This is a genomic window from Chitinophaga sp. Cy-1792, from assembly GCF_011752935.1.
Classification (GTDB): Bacteria; Bacteroidota; Bacteroidia; order Chitinophagales; family Chitinophagaceae; genus Chitinophaga.
This window is the reverse complement of sequence record NZ_VWWO01000003.1, coordinates 1,075,648-1,093,603: the sequence shown is the minus strand read 5'-3', so window position 1 is coordinate 1,093,603 and position 17,956 is coordinate 1,075,648. Positions and strand designations below refer to the sequence as shown.

The following is a 17,956-nucleotide window of genomic DNA, read 5'->3' as shown; positions in this document are numbered from 1 at the left end:
CGGCGGGGCATCTCCAAGGAATGCACAAAGTGCCTACACACTGCCCACCAGCGGGGCATCTCCAAAGAATATACGAAATGCCTGCACACTACTCACCTCCAGGCGGGAAAGCTGCGCAAGGCCTTTATAAAGAAAAGGGTGTCTCTACTGCGTAGAGACACCCTTTTACATTTGATATTTTTAAACCTTACAGGTGGATTGCTTCGCCGTAAGCTACTTCGATCGCATCTTTTACAGATTCGCTCATAGTAGGGTGAGGGTGGATAGAATCCAGCACTTCCTGGTAAGTAGTTTCGAGTTTACGGGCAACTACGGTTTCCGCGATGATTTCGGTAACGTTAGCACCGATCATGTGGGTACCCAGCCATTCGCCGTATTTAGCGTCGAAGATAACTTTTACGAAACCTTCAGTAGCACCTGCAGCGGTAGCTTTACCGGAAGCAGAGAATGGGAATTTACCAACTTTCACTTCGTAACCTGCTTCTTTAGCAGCTTTCTCGGTGTAACCAACAGAAGCAACTTCAGGCGCGCAATAAGTACAGCCTGGGATGTTCATATAGTCGATGGTAGCTGGTTTGTGTGCGTATTTCTTCTCGTTGTAAGCGATAGCTTCCACGCAAACGATCGCTTCTTTGGAAGCAACGTGTGCCAGTGCCTGACCAGGAACCATGTCGCCGATAGCGTAGATACCAGGAACGTTAGTGTTGTAGTATTTATCAACAGTTACGCGGCCTTTATCGGTTTTAACACCTACTGATTCCAGACCGATGTTTTCGATGTTGGCAGCGATACCTACAGCGCTCAGTACCACATCAGCTTCAAGGGTAATTTCGCCGGTAGCGGTTTTAACCTTTGCTTTAACACCGTTGCCTGCAGCTTCTACAGACTCAACGGAAGCGTTGGTCATGATATCGATACCTTTCTTTTTGTAGATTTTTTCCAGTTCTTTGGAGATATCTTCGTCTTCTACCGGAACGATGCGAGGCATGAATTCAACGATAGTTACTTTAGTACCCATGGTAGCGTAGAAATAAGCAAATTCTACCCCGATTGCACCAGAACCTACAACGATCATGGATTTAGGCAGTTCAGGCAGTACCAGCGCTTCGCGGTAACCGATTACCTTTTTACCATCGATCTTCAGGTTTGGCAGTTCACGTGCACGTGCACCTGTTGCCAGGATGATGTGTTTAGCATCGTATACAGTAGCTTTACCGTCTTTATCGGTAACTTCTACCTGGCCTTTGGCTTTTACTTTACCATTGCCCATCAACACATCAATCTTATTTTTCTTCATCAGGAACTGTACGCCCCTGCTCATTTTATCAGCAACGCCACGACTACGTTTGATAACTGCCGGGAAATCAACCTTGGTGTCACCAACAGTGATACCATAGTCTGTAGAATGCTGGAAGTATTCCATTACCTGTGCAGATTTTAATAATGCTTTAGTAGGAATACAGCCCCAGTTTAAACAGATACCACCCAGGTTTTCTCTTTCCACGATAGCGGTTTTAAATCCCAGCTGCGATGCACGGATAGCAGCCACATATCCGCCGGGCCCACTACCAATTACGATTACGTCGTATGCCATATTGTTTAATTTTTATTGAAACTTGCCAAAGGTAGAAATTAATTACGAAACTTGATGATCTGTAATTTACCTCAGGTCTACCACCTCTACTCCGGGATACTTCTTGGCATCAAAGATGAAAGTAGCATCTGTTACAGGAGCATTGGGGGTGAAATTAGTGATTTCGTAGGTGTAATGGTTCCCGTTTTTCTCAAAAACCTTCATTTTTGCGATATTCTGGGCTTTTTTATCCACTGAAACGATCACTTTAAATATATTCTTGGACTTATCTGTAGGCGTCATTTCAATATTCTCTAACACCTTACCCTTTTCAGTTGTTTCAGGGTTGAGGCGGTACAGGAAGTCTTTATCATAGAAATTGGTGAACAGTTTGGCAGGTGTGATAGCACCGCTGCTCTGGTCTACATTGTTGATTGTTACCTCGTTAACATCTTTTGCGTATGTCCAGGAAGTTTTGTTGTCGCTGATGATCTCCTGACCTTCCATGGACACTTTGTACTTAGGGCCTTTCATGGATACGGTGCCTTTCTTGGACTCCGTCACGCTGTTATTGGCACCTTCCACTTTCAGTACAAAATTGGCGGTTACGGATTTCAGGGTCTTAAATTTAGCGCTTACGCCATCCAGGATAGTCTTCGCTTTAGGGTCATTCGCCTGCTTTCCCTGCGCCATGCCGCTGAAAACAATACCACTCAATAACATCCCCGTTAATACAAATTTCTTCATCTTAATGATTTTTTTGATTGCTTATTGCCCTTTTAGACAAATGCTGTGCCGGGCAGTTTAAGAGCTATTTTCAGATATGCAAAATCTCGTATATTTTCAACGAATGGCATATCATATATAAGAATATTTAAATTATTATAGCATATCCAGGATTTCCTGCAATTCGGAATCGGTTTTTACCAATACCTCTCTTGCCTTACTTCCCATATTAGGACCTACGATGCCAGCGGCTTCCAGCTGATCCATCAGCCTTCCTGCCCTGTTGTAGCCCAGTTTCATACGGCGCTGCAGCAAAGAAGTAGACCCCTGCTGGGTTTGAACGATTACCTGTGCAGCCTCCTCAAATAACGGGTCGCGGTCGCTGAGACTGAATTCCCTGCTTTCCGCATCTTTTTCATCTACATATTCCGGTAACAGGAACGCGTCCGGGTATCCTTTCTGGTTGCCGATAAACTCTGCCACACTTTCCACCTCCGGCGTATCCACAAAGGCGCATTGCAGCCTTACCAGCTCTCCGTTGAAGGATACCAGCATATCCCCCTGCCCGATCAGCTGCTCGGCACCGCCGATATCCAGGATGGTACGGGAATCTATTTTGGAAGATACCTTAAAGGCGATACGTGCCGGGAAGTTGGCCTTGATGGTACCGGTAATAATATTTACGGACGGGCGCTGCGTGGCAATGATCAGGTGAATACCCACCGCACGCGCCAGCTGGGCCAGTCGCGCTATAGGCATTTCCACTTCCTTACCAGCTGTCATGATCAGATCAGCGAACTCATCCACCACCAATACGATGAATGGCAGGTAACGATGTCCTTTCTGCGGATTCAGTCTGCGCTGGGTGAACTTGGCGTTATACTCACGGATATTACGTGTACCGGCCTCTTTCAGCAGGTCGTAACGCAGGTCCATTTCAATACAGAGGGCGTTCAGGGTGTGAATAACCTTCTTGGTATCTGTGATAATGGCATCATCTTCCCCTGGTAATTTGGCCAGAAAATGCTTTTCTATCAGTTTATACAGGGAGAGTTCCACCTTTTTTGGATCCACCAATACAAACTTCAGCTGAGAAGGATGCTTTTTATAAAGGAGAGATACCAGTAATGTATTAATACCGACAGATTTACCCTGACCGGTAGCACCCGCCATCAACAGGTGGGGCATTTTAGCGAGGTCAGCAATAAAGTTTTCGTTATCGATCTTTTTACCAATGGCTATAGGAAGATCCATGGTGCTGTTCTGGAATTTCTCAGAGGCCAGCAGGTTTTTAAGCGAAACGATCGATTTTTTAACATTTGGTACCTCGATACCGATGGTTCCTTTACCCGGAATAGGCGCAATAATACGTATCCCCAGGGCAGACAAGCTCAGCGCGATATCATCTTCCAGGTTTTTAATACGGGAGATACGCACACCCGCAGCCGGAACAATTTCGTATAAAGTAACTGTCGGACCTACGGTAGCACTGATTTTCTGAATGCTGATATCGTAGTTCTTCAGGGTATCGATGATCTGGTTTTTGTTTTTCTCCAGTTCACCAGTATCCTGCACAATGACTTTATCCGCGTTATGATTTTCCAGGAGATCTAGGCCAGGGAACTTATAGTTACTGAGGTCCAGGGCAGGATCGAAAGGATCTACGCTTACATTATTGCGGACAGGCGCCTGGTCTTCCACCTCATCTTCCTCATCATTGTAGGTAGGTTTTATTTCGAAGGCGACTTCCTGCTGATTATTTTTCTTTGCAGGAGAAGACGTTGGTGCAGTGGATGCCGGAGATAACGGGATTTCCTGCGGCACCTCCAGTGTATCGTCTATATATAACATCGGCCCGGCGGCTGCGGCATCTTCTTCATCCTGATAGAGGACATCATCTTCTTCCGGTTCCGGCATCGGCGTATTTACTGTCAGAGGAATATGCACAGGTGCATGGGCAGGGATGACGGTCACATCCTCTTTCTCGACCAGGTGCATGGGTGGCAGTTCCTCTTCTTCTTCCTCATGTGGCGGGATGACCATTACGCCACCCTCTTCGCGGAGGCCGTTGGCCTTACTGGAAGGCGCGTTGGATACAGGCTGCTTTTCGACAGGCTTTTCAGCAACTGGCGAAGTTACCGGCGATGCCACCGGTGCGGCAGGTGCCGCAGCAGGTACAGGCGCAGGTTTAGGCGGTTTAGGCTTTCTTTCCGGCCATTTGAAATCGAAATTAAATTTCCAGATCAGCCATGCCAGACCAGTTACCAGCAGGAAAAGTGCGGTACCTGTTTTTCCTACAAACCCGGTAGCCCAGTGGTTGAGGGCATCCCCTACGGCGCCACCCCATGGGAATTCGGAGCCGAAAGACAGGAAAGAGGTGGACATAGCAATAAACAGCAGTCCGAAGAGGATATATTTCACGTTGCGCCATATACGAAATACGCGGCGGCCAACGATAAAATTTACGCCTACGATGAAAAAGAAATAGCAAAACAGGTAGGAGGCAATACCAAAACCATTGTAGAAAAACCCATGTGAAACAAAGGCGCCGAGGCGACCCAGGAGGTTATCTACTTTAACATCTCCAAAAAATAACTCTCTGGCAGAATAACGGTTAACCTTATCAAAATCTTCTTCCCAACTGAACAGATATGATGTGAATGCAATAAAACAATATAGTGACAGCAAAAGGAAAAACACGCCCAATACTTTATGGGTGCGTTCATCTTTCACCAGCTCCTTTACCTTTATCTCTGGCTCCTTGTCTTTCTTCAATACTTCAGGATTGGGGGCTGGTGCAGCTTTCGCTTTTTTACTCTCTGGTTTTTCGGTTTTCAGTTTATTCTTGGACATAATTTCACTAAAATTGGGACTACCTGCCCACCGGCGGCAACTGTAATATCCAGTGCGTTATAAATTCCGGTACCAGGGGGTCAATGGTTTCATCCAGCTCTGCGTATTCTGCTTCAGTACAGGTTTTACAAGGCTGGAAGCGGTAATTCAATCCTGCAAACTTACGGATTGTTACCATCATGTTGCCGTTCTCTGTCAACGCACGTTCCATTGCTTTCAGATTGGTATCTGCATCTACATTGTGATCGTTGTTGCCATTAATTGCCATAAACGGACACTTAACGCGTTTCAGGTATGACAGTGGTTTATAACGTAAGATAGATAACATTTCCGGACTTACGCTCACTTCATGTGTAAATTGTTCTTTATTTACAACTGACTTATACTTTGCTGGTAGTGAATCATAAACGTTCTCCAGTGCCCTTGTTGCGAGCGCCTTGCTGGCCTCGTAGGATGTATCCAGCGCCCAGGCATCGAATACTGGTTTCATCTGTTGTACACGTGACAGGATGATGTTGTCGGGTTCATTATTTGCTCTCCCCTGTCCTATCATCATCTGATCTAACATTTCCCGTCCACTCACACCCATTCCTGCCATAGAAACGACAAAAGCTATCGCCGGATTGTCTGCCGCTACAATTTGTGCTGCGGTAGCACCTTCTCCGTGGCCCAGCAGGCCGAGTGAATGTATGTCTATATCTTTACGTGTTCTGAGGTATTTCACAGCAGCGGCGGCATCTCTGGCCACGGTGTGGATATCCACGCTGTCGGCATCTCCACCGGAGCCGCCTACCCCACGGGTATCGTAACGCAGGCTGGCGATACCGTGTTTGGCAAAGTAATCAGCCATTACCAGGAACATTTTATGCCGGGCTACTTCATTATCTCTATTCAGTTTTCCGAAACCTGGGATCATTACGACAACAGGCTCTTCGCCCATGGCGCCGGCGGGGCGTACAAAAGTACCGGTAAGTCGTACGCTGTCGTAGTCGTTACGGAAAGAAACTTCTTCCTTATAGTAAGGATACGGGGTTTTAGGTTCCTGCGGGCGTGGGTGCAGGTCTTCATATTTTGTTTCCCTGTGGGTAAGTACCAGGTTATCATCGATATTTCCCCAGAGGAAACGACCTGACAAAGAATCTTTTTTAGGGGAGAATCTGGCGATATAAACAATATCATTCTCTTTAATCTGCAGGAACAGTATGCCATTTTTATAGCTGGCAGAATCAAAGCGTTTTGCCTCTGTGGCTCTATCCGGGAATGCCAATATACCGGTGATGCCTGTATTGGTTTGTTGCAGGTTTATCATCAAGCGCACTCTTTCCTGGTTAGCGTTCAGTACGCCGTACCATTTCCCGGTAATGTCTGACTGGGCGAAGAGGAAGTTGCCGCAGCACAGGCATAAAATCAACACCCGAATAAATTTACTCATCTTAATTATGCTTAAAGTAAAACTGCTTCAAAAGAATGTTCCGGCGGGCTGTAAGGTGCTGCCATAGCAAAAAGCAGCAGCGCTGAATCAGATCCGTGGACATCTTTTGAAGCAGTTTCTTTTTATAAATTATGCTTTAATTTTTAAAACTGATAATAGCAGTAGTACCCATCCTACGATGAAGAATACGCCTCCAATAGGTGTGATGATACCTATTCCGTTGAGTCCAACGGTTTGTGTCGCTTTCATGGCAGTGAGCAGGTATAATGAACCGGAGAACAGGAAGGTGCCGATGATAAAGCATCTGCCTGCCCAGAGCATCTGGCTGCCTGGTGCGTAGGCGAACAGGATTCCTGTTGCGATTAATGCAAAAACGTGATAAAACTGATACGTAACACCTGTCTGAAAAGTACTTACAGATTCAGGAGGTACCAGCTCTTTCAGTTTATGGGCGCCGAAGGCACCTAATATCACTGCGAGCGCTCCCAAAGCTGCTGCCCAAACTAAAAAACTCTTATGCATGGTCTATGTTTTTGGTAAATGTTTCCAGCGTAATATTATCGGAAGCGATGATATGCCTGGATTGCTGATAGAACTGCAGGCGTTCTGCCAGCTTTTTCTCTACAAAATCAACCAGGTCTTCATCTTCCAGGTCCTGGATCAGCGGGCGTTTGGCTTTCTTTCTGGAAAGTCTTTCCACCATTACTTCCACGGAAGGATTTATCCATACGGTAATACCTTTTTCATTCATGAAGTCCATATTATCCTGGAAGCAGGGAGTACCGCCGCCGCAGGAGATCAGGACATTATCCTGTTTGGACAGCTCCCGCAGGAGCATGCTTTCTCTTTCGCGGAAATAATCTTCCCCTTTGGTCGCAAAAATGTCGCTGATGGCCATTTCTTCTGTTTCCACGATTACTTCGTCCAGGTCGTAATAGGGTAAGTTCCAATGGTCGGCCAGTTGTTTACCCCAGTAGGATTTTCCGGCGCCCATAAATCCAAGTAAATATATCTTCATATATAACGAAACAATTTATAATTAGTTTGACTCTTTTACCGGATGGGTCCATGCAAGGCACAGGTCGTCTTCCAATATATACTGCAAATATAGTCGCGTATTTGTATCTGGCTTCACAAAATCGGCGGTGATAAATCCGGCCGGCATAAAAGGAAATGGATGCAGGCGCATATTTTCCCTGAAGTCGACGCTACCGAGGCCATACCATTTAAACAGTGCTTCTTTGGCGCTCCAGCAGATGGTCTGGTGTTTCAGGGTATTTACCGGATCGATAAATGCCTGTTCGGCGGGAGATAGGAATTTGTGGGCAACCTTACCGATTTTAGGTTGTACGCCTTCAATATCAATGCCTACGGCACCGCTTCTGCTCACGATGGCGGCGGCATAATCGCCACAATGGGAGATAGAAAAATGGAAGCTGCCGCATTGCAAAACGGGCTTACGGGTATCTCCCACTACCACTTCATCGATCGGAAAATCCGGGAACAGGGTAATTAATAAAAGCCTGCCGGCATAGTGTTGCAAACGTTTGTGCGGATGGTGAATAGCCCTGCTGATGGTAATTTTGTCCCGAAAATAGTCTTCTTGTTCACTAATTTTCCACAACCCTAATCGGGTCTCCGGATCAATTTGTATGGTACGTATTAATGGCATATCTTGCCAAATTAATAGAAAAAAGGGGAATAAAAGACGGGCTGAGCTCAGTATTAGCTTTTCTTTAACCGCTTTTTGAGACCCGATACAAATTACTAACAGCTAAAGCAAACTACCTAAGCACATGATTTTGTCAGATAAACGCATATTGGAGGAAATAGAGAAAGGCACGATCGTGATCTCCCCTTATGACCGGAAATACCTTGGTACCAACTCCTATGACGTACACCTGGGCAAGTATCTGGCCACCTATAAAAATCGTGTACTGGACGCACGTCAGCACAATGAGATCGAGCATTTCGAAATTCCTGCAGAGGGTTATGTGCTGCAACCAGGCACTTTATACCTGGGCGTAACGGAAGAATATACCGAAACGCATGCACATGTGCCGTTCCTGGAAGGTAAATCCAGCACAGGCCGTCTGGGCATCGATATCCACGCCACTGCCGGTAAAGGCGATGTGGGCTTCTGCAACACCTGGACGCTGGAAATCTCCTGTGCACAACCGGTACGTGTATACGCAGGTATGCCTATCGGGCAGCTGATTTATTTTGTTGTGGAAGGAGATGTTGAAACCTTCTATAATAAGAAAGGCAATGCGAAATACAACGGCCGCACTGTTCGTCCTGTGGAGAGCATGATGTGGAAAAACGAATTCTAAACAGATTCTGCATAAAGCAAAAAGCGTCTCTACCGGGTAGAGACGCTTTTTTTATAGGGATGATAGGTGTTGCTGATTATCTGAACCGATAGGTTGCCTTTACTATTTTACCAAAGCCACTCCAGCTTTGATATAATGTCAGCGGTGCATTCTGCGTTGGGATGTCATACACACTGAATACACCATTGGAACCGTCCGGGTTGCAATAACCCACCGCCAGTCTCCTGTTGAAATTAGCGCCGGAGGTAGCATCTATTCTCATACTGGAGATGATTTTCCCAGGCAGGTCCAGTACAAGATTTGCCGCTTTCTGATAGAGGTCGTAGGAATAGACTTTTCCGTCTACAGCATACAACAGACTTCCAAATATAGGGCTGACCGCGAAGGCAGTGGCCTTGTTTAAATCGGGAGCGCCTGTAATGGTATCATAGAGTTGCAGTTTTACGCTCACGGAAGTAGTGGTTCCGGAGGTATTCAAGACAGCAATGCAATTGATGTTGGTTTTATCTTCCCTTAACAGGGCAAAGATGTCGCCTCCTTCGTAACTATTACTTTCTATATGAACCAGGCGCTTTGTGGGATCCTGGTAATGAAAATTCCTGGCGCCCGGGTCGGCCATCACCTGGCAGGCAGATCCACCGGGGGCTTGCAGGAGGAATCTGCGATTTGTATTGTCGTAAATTACATTTGGTGCAAGAAAGGATGTTCCATAACCGACGCCGCCTACTGCAAAATACTTTCCTTCGGTACGCACGAAATTAATCCTGGAGGTATAGTTGAGGAAGTTGGTACTATAGTAATAATAGGCATTACTGTCTACACCCACCATCATACTACCACTTGGCACCCGGTAGAACCTGGCCGCATAGAAACCCGGGGATGGCAATTTATTCCCCATATCTGAAGCCAGCGTCATGGTTTCATTCCAGTCAAAATTTTCCGGATCGATTTTATTACTGCCTTTATCAGTGGTTATATAGATCGTAGTACTTTTTAATGTTATCAGATCTACTGATATCGGTTTGCCATCCAATAACAGGTGTGAGCTTACACTTGCCAGCACATCGGGCATGAAGCGCCAGCCGGTATCTACTTTTGAGAGCATGTCCAGCCTGGCTTTACCATTGATATCATTCAGGAGCAGCCATCCTTCGTATACACCCGTTACAATTCTGAGTTTGAATGCTTTGTAGCTGCTGATACCGGTGGCTTTATCCGTAGCTCTGAAGTGGCCCACATAATCACCGACTTTCATACCAGGCAATTGTGTCAGGTCATGCTCCTTTGATATATCATATCGGGTACCTGTGGCAATGGCATCCCCAATGTTTGGCGCAAAGAACCATTCATAGGAATACTTGCTGGTATCGTCCATGCCCGGCATAGTGCCAGTAACGGTAGGGCTGATCCTGAAAGGCACGCCCAGGACAATATTATAAGTGGTATCAATACCTGAGATATTGACCTTGTTGACGTTAATGTAATCGTAATTGCCTTTATCTTTATAACAGCTGGTCATGGCTAAAATCCACAACAGGCTGAAAACGGTTAATATGCGTTTATTCATGTCAATCATTTTAAGTTGTGTTTAGATACTTCCGCCCATGGTCATTTCTGTAATACCATCCTCTTCATAAATAATATTACCGGCTACACGCTGTTCATCCAGGTATTGCTGAAGGCTTCTGCCATAACCGGCTACGTTGGTGATATCCGGTGCGGTATTATTCATGGCGGCCATATCTACCCCAACGATCTCTATCAGCATCAATGCTTTTTTTCGTGAGAATACACCCAGATAGGCATCCAACCAATATTTAGGGCGGATTATAACATCTGAAGCTTTGATCTTCGTAACAGTGGCTGTCATTTTTTTGTAGGTCTTCAGACTAGCCGTAAAGTTTTCGTTAGGCAGGAGTTCCAGGTAGAGTGTCAGCTCACCTTTCAGCATATCCGGAGTACGGTGGATCCTGATAGTTACTGTATCAATGATCTTATTGGCATGCATGATAAAACTTTCCGGCAATGCATCATAGTGCTTACCTGCCACCATGGTGGAAGAATCCTGTGCTTTCACGCGGAAGGCCCTATCTTCGCTTGCTGCGAAGCCCATTATTTTTACAGGTAGCTTAAGGAGTGTATCCGTAACTTTCGCCGAGCCGAAGGCAAAGGAAAACACCGCTGAATCGGTATTCAATAAAGAATTTTGCGTGCTGATAATATTACTCCAATAGATATCTGAAGTTCCATCAAAATTTTTCAGGTCAGATTTCTTACAGGAAAATACCAGCAGTAATAAAAGCGGGATAATATATTTCAAATTTTTCATCAGAGTCAGATTATGCATTTTAACGAATAACAGATTCGGCTGTCGGCATTGGAATATTGTAACTGATGGTGACAGTACTTGCTGCTCCACCGGTAGGTACGCTGGTTATCTTTTTCCGTTTATAAAAGAAGAACAGCTGACCTTCACCGAAAAACTCTTTTCTATATTCTTTCTGCAGCTCTGTAGCAATCACTGCGGTAGTAGCCAGATCAGGTACGTTACGGTTTTTGTGTATTACATTGAGATAGTTGATGGCATCTGCCTGTACAGTGGTAGCTTCTGCGGCAATGAAATACATCTCACTCATCCTGATTAATGGTTGTATATATCTCCAGTTGCGACCGCGATCGACCACATCTTCATATTTAGCAAAGCAGCGGTAAGATTTACCCCCTGTGGTAGGAACGATCCAGCATGGGCCATACCTATAGTCATTGACGTTTCCATCAAAGGCTGTACTGAGTTTGGCGTCTGTAGGCGCTAGGATAGTAGAAGTAGTGGCTTTTCCGGAAAAATATTTATCCTGCTGATTATACAGGTTAGAGTTATAGAGTCCCAGCAATATTTCTGTAGAGAATACCCTGTTAGGATTTGTTTTTTCGGCCAGAATACTATCCGGTTTTACCCAAGGAAAATATCCGGAGGCTTTGTTAATTACGTCTGTTGCCGCAGCTAATGCGCCGACCTTATCCTTACGGTACAGCAATACCCTTGCCTGCAGAGCCCTTACTGCAAAGGCATTCAGGCGCAGGTTTCTTCTTCTGTAGAAGTTATCTTCATTAGGAACGAACAGTTCTACCCCTTTTGTCAGTACCGGATCATTGGTCAGATTGGCCGCAGCACTGTCAAGGTCAATAAGAATACTATCCATCATGCGATTGCCTGGAATCAATGGCGCTTCTTTACCATTAGCAAGGCTGTAGTAAGGCACTTTTGCCGCTGTTGAATCAGGTGAATCATACACCGGGCCAAAAAGGCGGAAGATATCGAAATGCAGCATGGCACGCAAAGCATACGCTTCCCCCTTCATAATAGCACGATCTCCTGGTTTGAGTACGTCTTTATCTTTCTTAAGCGCCTCCAGCAATTTATTACAAGCCAGTATCTGGTGGAACCCGGAAGTCCAGATGCCAGCCATTGCACTCATAGACTGTACATCCGTGTATGCCTGGGAACCGATCTTATAATAAATATGATCACTGGAAAGGTTATAGCGCTGGGCAAGGATATCAGCGATTGATATGGTAAGTTTACCACCATAGAGATCATCACTGACAATACCCAGGTAAATGCCGTTCAGGGCTGTCTGGAAACCTCTGACAGTAGAATAGGTTTGATTTTCTGTGTATTTATCTTCGGGCTGCAGGTCCAGGAATTTCTTACAGGAAAAGCAAAGCACCGACAAAGACAACATTGATATAATGAAATATTTTTTCATTTTTCCTTTGATTGAAATATTAGAAAGTAGCACCGAGACTGAATGAAACTGCTCTGGAGAATGGATATTCTATACCTCTTTCAGCCTGTACACTACTGAGGCGGAAGATATCATTGAGGTACGCACTGAGCCTGAAAGACTTCATACCGATTTTTTTGATCCAGCTTTGCTGGTCCCAGAGGTAGCCAATACTCATGCTTTCTCCAACAAAATTATTATCGTGCTGTACGAACCTGCTGGATAATGGAGTTCCGTTGGACTCATCACTGGAGAGCAGGTAGATACCTCTGAACTTCGCCTGGTCGCCTGGTTTTTTCCAGCGATCGTATAATGCACGTTTGTCCTGGTTATTTCCGAGCTGCGTCAGACTGATGTTTTCCACTTTGTTGAACAATGCGGTATTATAAACGTCTGCACCATAGCGGAAGCGGAAGGTCGCATTGAATGTAAAGCCTTTGTACTGGAGGTTTGTAGAAACAGTACCATTTACAAATGGGTTGGAATTGCCCACTTTTACGATATCATCTGTGTTGTATTCAAAGGATTGAGAACCATCTTTCTTGATAAATACTTCTCTGCCAGAAGCCGGATCGATACCTGCGGAACGTACTGCCCATATATCTTCCGGACTGTAGCCATCCATATAGCGTTGTAATGTTTTATTGTTCTGTTCCAGCTTGTTCATACCATCCAGCCTGTTGCCAATGCCTCCATATTTATTTTTGGTAAAGGCTGCATAACTGGCGATGGTCCATACAATATGTTTTGCAGGATTGTATATCGGAGAAAAGCTCACATTATATTCCAGACCTTTGCCGATGAGATGTCCGATATTGCCCGGAAATACATCTACGCCTACAGAAGGTGCCACCGACAAGCCTACTGCCAGTGGATCTGAGTTTTTCTCATAGACGTTGATCGTACCATTTATTCTGCTGTTAAAGAGAGAGAAGTCGAGGCCGATATTGGTTTCACCGGTTTTCTGCCATTGCAGATAAGGGTTACCAATGCTGTTAATATTCAAACCTTGTCCAAACAGGTTGGCATCATTGTAATAGGTATAGATTGCCAGAGACGCAAACTGGCTGAAGTTTTGGTTACCTGTATAACCATAGCTACCGCGGATCTTCAGCCTGTTAATAAATGTCAGCTCTTTAAAAAAACTTTCATTCATGAGGTTGTAACCCACACCAACAGACCAGAAGGGACTGGTAGTTTCCTGGCTACCGAATGCGGTACTACCGTCAATACGATAAGTGAAATCGGCCAGGAACCTGTTGTCATATGCATAGTTACCACTGGTAAACACGTTCATCTGGCGGCTGCGCGATACTTCTGTTCCTGGTTTTGACAGGCGTTTATAATTGAAGGCAAATGCCGGGTTACCATTGGTACCATCCGGAAAGCCGGTTGCAGCCCAGGTTTGGCCACGGCCGGTCTGGTCCTGCATTTCACCACGTAAGTTGGCAGTAATTACGTTTTTACCAAAGTTTTTATAGTAGGTCAGCATGCCGTATAGCTGATAGGAAAAGGTATTTCCGATGATCTTTGTGTATTGGCCTCTGTCTTCTGCCACTGATTCATCAAAATCTGCGCTCTCAGGCACATGAAATTTACTGTGATCTGTAGTGGTTTTAGTCAGCTGGATACCTGCTTGCGCCTGTAGTTCTTTGGTTACTTCCACGGTGGCTTTCAGGTTATCCATCAGCGAGAAGAATTTATTAGTATCATAGTTTCCCAACTGCGCTTCATAGAAAGGATTAATAACATTGAATCGCTTCACATACCTGTTATTGGAATAATCCAGGTATTTAGGAATAGAGCCGTCATCATTATACTTCTGGAAATAAGGGTTCATATTTGCCCAGGTAGAGAAGGTACCGTAAGGCGATTCATTTCCGACGGTATTGGTAACTGTCAGCTGATTGGTGATACTTGTTTTACCACGACGGTAGGTGAGATCAATATTTCCGCCATAATTATCTTTGGAGCTACCTTTCATAACACCATTAATACGTTTGTAATTGATGCCGGCAACATACTGGATCTTATCATCACCACCTTCCACCATCAGGGAATGGCCATTGGTAATACCTGTTCGAACAGGCTCACTAAGCCAATAGCTGTTAACCCCTCTTTTCACCAGTGCAAGATGCTGGCTGTAAACAGAATCCACAGCAGCCTGTTCTCCTACTTGTGTCGAGATTTGCGCGTTATATCTACCGGACAGTTTTTCGAACAGCAGTTTCTCTTCAGCGTTCATCAGGTTATAACTACGCAGGTCTGGCATCTCTACGTTATTATCACTGTTATAGCTGATGCGAAGCTCACCTGTTTTAGGTTTGCGGGTTACTACCACCACTACGCCGTTCGCTGCGCGTGCGCCGTACATGGCGGTAGATGCCGCATCTTTAAGAATGGTAATGGATTCAACACGGTTCATGTCAAGATTGACAATCGTGGATAGCGATGTTTCGAATCCATTGAGTATAAATAATGGTTGGTTTGGATCTACTGCAAACTGACTGTTGAGGTCAGTGGTGGATATACTGCTTTTCCCACGCACTTCAATATTGGGAAGGGCATTGGGATTGGAGCCTAATTTATTATTCTCCACCAGTATAAACGAAGGGTCCAGCGACTTCAAACTCTGGATAACGTTCATGTTACCCATTGTTTTCAGCTGCTGACTATTAAAAGAAGAAACTGCACCCGTAAAAGATTCCTTATTACGTGTAACCATCCCCGTTATCACTACTTCTTTAGCAGGGCCGGTACGTTCCAGCTCCAGGTTCAGCTGCTTCATATTACCCGCCTGCACCGTTTTTGGCTCCATTCCGACGTAGGATATACGCAGAATTGACTGATCAGAGATCAGGAAAGAGAAGCGGCCTTTATCATCCGTATAGGTACCTCTGGTAGTTCCTACTTCCTGTACAGTGGCGTGGTTAAGCGGATTACCTTCCGCATCACGGATAACACCGGTGAGCTCACGGCCGGAAGTTGCCGGCACAGGTGTTTCCAGGGCCGGTTTATAACGTATTACCAACGTACCATTACTAAGATTGTAGTAGATGTTTTGTCCACGGAAAATCTTTTCGAGTACCTGGTCCAGCGGTTCATTTTTTGCATGTACAGATATTCTTGGTAAGTTGGCCAACTCCTGCGCATTAAAAAGAAAGCGTAAACGCACCTGTTTATTGAGTTGTTTCAACAGGTCTGCAATGGTAATGTTATCAGCATTAAATGTGACTCTTGGCTGCTGCTGTTGGGCCATTACAGTAATAGCGGATAGGGTAGGAAGCAAACATATGGCCCCTACGGACATACGCCTGCTTATCAGGTGAAAAAGCGCACCTGTGATGTAATTTCTTTTCATTACATTTACGTTGAGTTATAATAAAATACTTATGGTACCTGCGCTAACAGGTATTACAAGAATGTAACGGGCCATGTCACTGGCCCGTTTTTTTTAATTGGTTGATTTTACAGTTACATGTCGTTGGTTTTGATTGATACTGAATTTTACATCAGTAATCTGTTCTATATATGTCAGCACGTCGGCAATGTTTTTTGTTTTCTCCAGATTTCCTGTAAACCTTAATTCTTTTATTTGCTGATTACTAAAGGTGACTTCATAATCATACTCTCTGCATAAGCGATTCATTATTACTTCCAGGGTCTGATTCTCAAAAATCAGTATACCATTTCTCCACGAAGTAAACTGGTCTGTATCTACGTCCTTTATACTTAATTTTTCCTGCTTCAGACTAACCTGCTGACCAGGTGACAATGTCATCATCTCTCCCCCACCCTTTACTGCGATGCGGCCCGACTCCAGCGTTGCCAGAATATGGCTGTCGTAGGTACTGACATTAAAGGTGGTTCCCAATACCTTTATGTCCATATTTCCTGCGGCTACCTCAAAAGGTGCTGCGGCATTTGCAACTATACTGAAATAACATTCTCCGCTTACTTTCACACTCCTGCTACCGGCAGGAAATACTACCGGAAATTCGATGCGGGAATCTGCGTTTAGCCATACCTGTGAGCCATCAGACAATACCAGTTTATAGTTCATACCACGCGGTACAATCACTGTATTATAAACTGTTTCTGCGGCTTTTTCAGTAGCATTATACTGTAATGAATTGTTAGCCGCTACGAGGCTGGCGCCATTTTTTTCCTGCAGCTGATGTAAGGTATCCAACCGGATTTCTTTCCCAGAGCCATTGATCAGCATGACGGCATTGGGTGCAGTTTGTTTTGCTGCTACTTCTGCTACCTGTGGCCGGGGTTTCATATAATACCAGCTGCCGGTAGCTACCAGCAGCAATACTGCTGCAGCAGCGGCTGCGCGAACGCTTATATTAATGATGCTCCTTCGTACAGGTACCTGCAACGATGACCGCAACTGTTGCCATTCTGCTTCATCATCTATATTGGTGAGCTGTTGTACAGCAGCGGCATCCTCCTTCAACGCTTTCCATGCAGCGAACAGCGGATCATGCGGGTGGTTATCTCCGCCTGTCTGCTCCAGCCTGTCGGCCAATTTATCCCATTCGGGATGATCAATATTTTGTTCGTCCATATGCACCGTTATAAGAATAGACAGGCGGGTTTAAAAAAAGGGTAGGTCATCTGCAAAAAAAATTATCGGGGCAATGATAATAACAGCGTTATTAGCAGCAAAAGGCACTCCTGGCGCAGGAAAGCGTAAGCCGCCTTGATATGAAATTTTACGGTATTCACGGAAATATCCAGCTGCTCCGCGATTTCGGTGTATTTAAATCCTTCCAGGGTACTTAGCCTGAATACCTTTAGCCGCTGCTCCGGCATTTTTGCCATAGCAGCGGCTATTTTAATATAATAATCCTCACGGTTAATGCCTGTCGGATCCTGTTCAGGATGAAGATCTGAATAAGCCAGTTCATGTCTGGCCGCTACAGCTTTTTGTTCCAGATAGTTGAGACAGCGATTTTTTACTGCCCTTACTGCGTAGGCTTCAAAACCAGTATCCAATACAACTTTGTGTTGTATCTCCCAGAATTTTACATAAAATTCCTGCACAATATCCTTGGCTGCATCCACGTCCTTCACCATACTGAACGCAACTACCCTGAGGTGCCGTACATGCGCCTTGAATAATAGTTCGTAATCGGCCAGCGAAAAGGGAGGCTGCTGTATATTCACTGTAGTTTTGGTTGACAATAGTATTAACTTATTCCGGTTACGGTGACAGGGTCACCGGCCGACAAGATAATAATTATTC

At 45.1% G+C, this 17,956-nt stretch carries 14 protein-coding genes; 1 reads left to right on the top strand and 13 read right to left on the bottom strand.

Translation table 11 applies throughout. The annotated features are described in order from the left end of the window. Positions 1–187 precede the first annotated feature (187 nt). From lpdA to F3J22_RS29665, 7 genes are all read right to left on the bottom strand, one after another. Positions 188–1,594 (bottom strand): dihydrolipoyl dehydrogenase, encoded by a 1,407-nt coding sequence (gene lpdA / locus F3J22_RS29695; protein WP_167021599.1) that lies wholly within the window; start codon positions 1,592–1,594, stop codon positions 188–190. Between the two features lie 66 nt (positions 1,595–1,660). Beyond that, positions 1,661–2,320: an outer membrane lipoprotein carrier protein LolA gene (locus F3J22_RS29690; protein ID WP_167021598.1), complete on the bottom strand. Its 660-nt coding sequence runs from the start codon at positions 2,318–2,320 to the stop codon at positions 1,661–1,663. A gap of 135 nt (positions 2,321–2,455) precedes the next feature. Then, the gene (locus F3J22_RS29685; protein ID WP_167021597.1) at positions 2,456–5,152 is read right to left on the bottom strand and encodes a DNA translocase FtsK; all 2,697 of its coding nucleotides are present in this window, start codon (positions 5,150–5,152) and stop codon (positions 2,456–2,458) included. A 19-nt stretch (positions 5,153–5,171) separates the two neighbouring features. After that, positions 5,172–6,584 carry a S9 family peptidase gene (locus F3J22_RS29680; RefSeq protein ID WP_167021596.1) on the bottom strand — a complete coding sequence of 471 codons (1,413 nt, stop codon included), beginning with the start codon at positions 6,582–6,584 and terminating at the stop codon, positions 5,172–5,174. 129 nt (positions 6,585–6,713) lie between these two features. Beyond that, complete coding sequence (locus tag F3J22_RS29675; RefSeq protein ID WP_167021595.1) at positions 6,714–7,106, bottom strand: DUF423 domain-containing protein; 393 nt, start codon at positions 7,104–7,106, stop codon at positions 6,714–6,716. Continuing rightward, positions 7,099–7,602 carry a shikimate kinase gene (locus tag F3J22_RS29670; protein WP_167021594.1) on the bottom strand — a complete coding sequence of 168 codons (504 nt, stop codon included), beginning with the start codon at positions 7,600–7,602 and terminating at the stop codon, positions 7,099–7,101. Before F3J22_RS29670 ends, F3J22_RS29675 begins: the two co-directional genes overlap by 8 nt. A 21-nt stretch (positions 7,603–7,623) precedes the next feature. Next, positions 7,624–8,256, bottom strand: coding sequence for a 4'-phosphopantetheinyl transferase superfamily protein (locus F3J22_RS29665; RefSeq protein ID WP_167021593.1), 633 nt, complete (start codon positions 8,254–8,256; stop codon positions 7,624–7,626). Between the two features lie 124 nt (positions 8,257–8,380). Here F3J22_RS29665 and dcd point away from each other — a divergent pair, with 124 nt between their 5' ends. Continuing rightward, complete coding sequence (gene dcd, locus F3J22_RS29660) at positions 8,381–8,917, top strand: dCTP deaminase (RefSeq protein ID WP_167021592.1); 537 nt, start codon at positions 8,381–8,383, stop codon at positions 8,915–8,917. 76 nt (positions 8,918–8,993) lie between these two features. On the opposite strand, the gene F3J22_RS29655 is transcribed toward dcd, so the two are convergent. From F3J22_RS29655 to F3J22_RS29630, 6 genes are all read right to left on the bottom strand, one after another. After that, the gene (locus F3J22_RS29655; RefSeq protein ID WP_167021591.1) at positions 8,994–10,484 is read right to left on the bottom strand and encodes a PKD-like family lipoprotein; all 1,491 of its coding nucleotides are present in this window, start codon (positions 10,482–10,484) and stop codon (positions 8,994–8,996) included. A 21-nt stretch (positions 10,485–10,505) separates the two neighbouring features. Beyond that, positions 10,506–11,246, bottom strand: a complete 741-nt coding sequence (locus F3J22_RS29650) for a DUF4843 domain-containing protein (RefSeq protein ID WP_167021590.1) — start codon at positions 11,244–11,246, stop codon at positions 10,506–10,508. Between the two features lie 19 nt (positions 11,247–11,265). After that, the gene (locus tag F3J22_RS29645) at positions 11,266–12,684 is read right to left on the bottom strand and encodes a RagB/SusD family nutrient uptake outer membrane protein (RefSeq protein ID WP_167021589.1); all 1,419 of its coding nucleotides are present in this window, start codon (positions 12,682–12,684) and stop codon (positions 11,266–11,268) included. Between the two features lie 19 nt (positions 12,685–12,703). After that, positions 12,704–16,063: a SusC/RagA family TonB-linked outer membrane protein gene (locus F3J22_RS29640; RefSeq protein ID WP_167021588.1), complete on the bottom strand. Its 3,360-nt coding sequence runs from the start codon at positions 16,061–16,063 to the stop codon at positions 12,704–12,706. Positions 16,064–16,156: 93 nt separating this feature from the next. After that, positions 16,157–17,275: a FecR family protein gene (locus tag F3J22_RS29635; RefSeq protein WP_167021587.1), complete on the bottom strand. Its 1,119-nt coding sequence runs from the start codon at positions 17,273–17,275 to the stop codon at positions 16,157–16,159. Between the two features lie 62 nt (positions 17,276–17,337). Continuing rightward, positions 17,338–17,877 carry an RNA polymerase sigma-70 factor gene (locus F3J22_RS29630; protein WP_167021586.1) on the bottom strand — a complete coding sequence of 180 codons (540 nt, stop codon included), beginning with the start codon at positions 17,875–17,877 and terminating at the stop codon, positions 17,338–17,340. Positions 17,878–17,956: the final 79 nt, after the last annotated feature.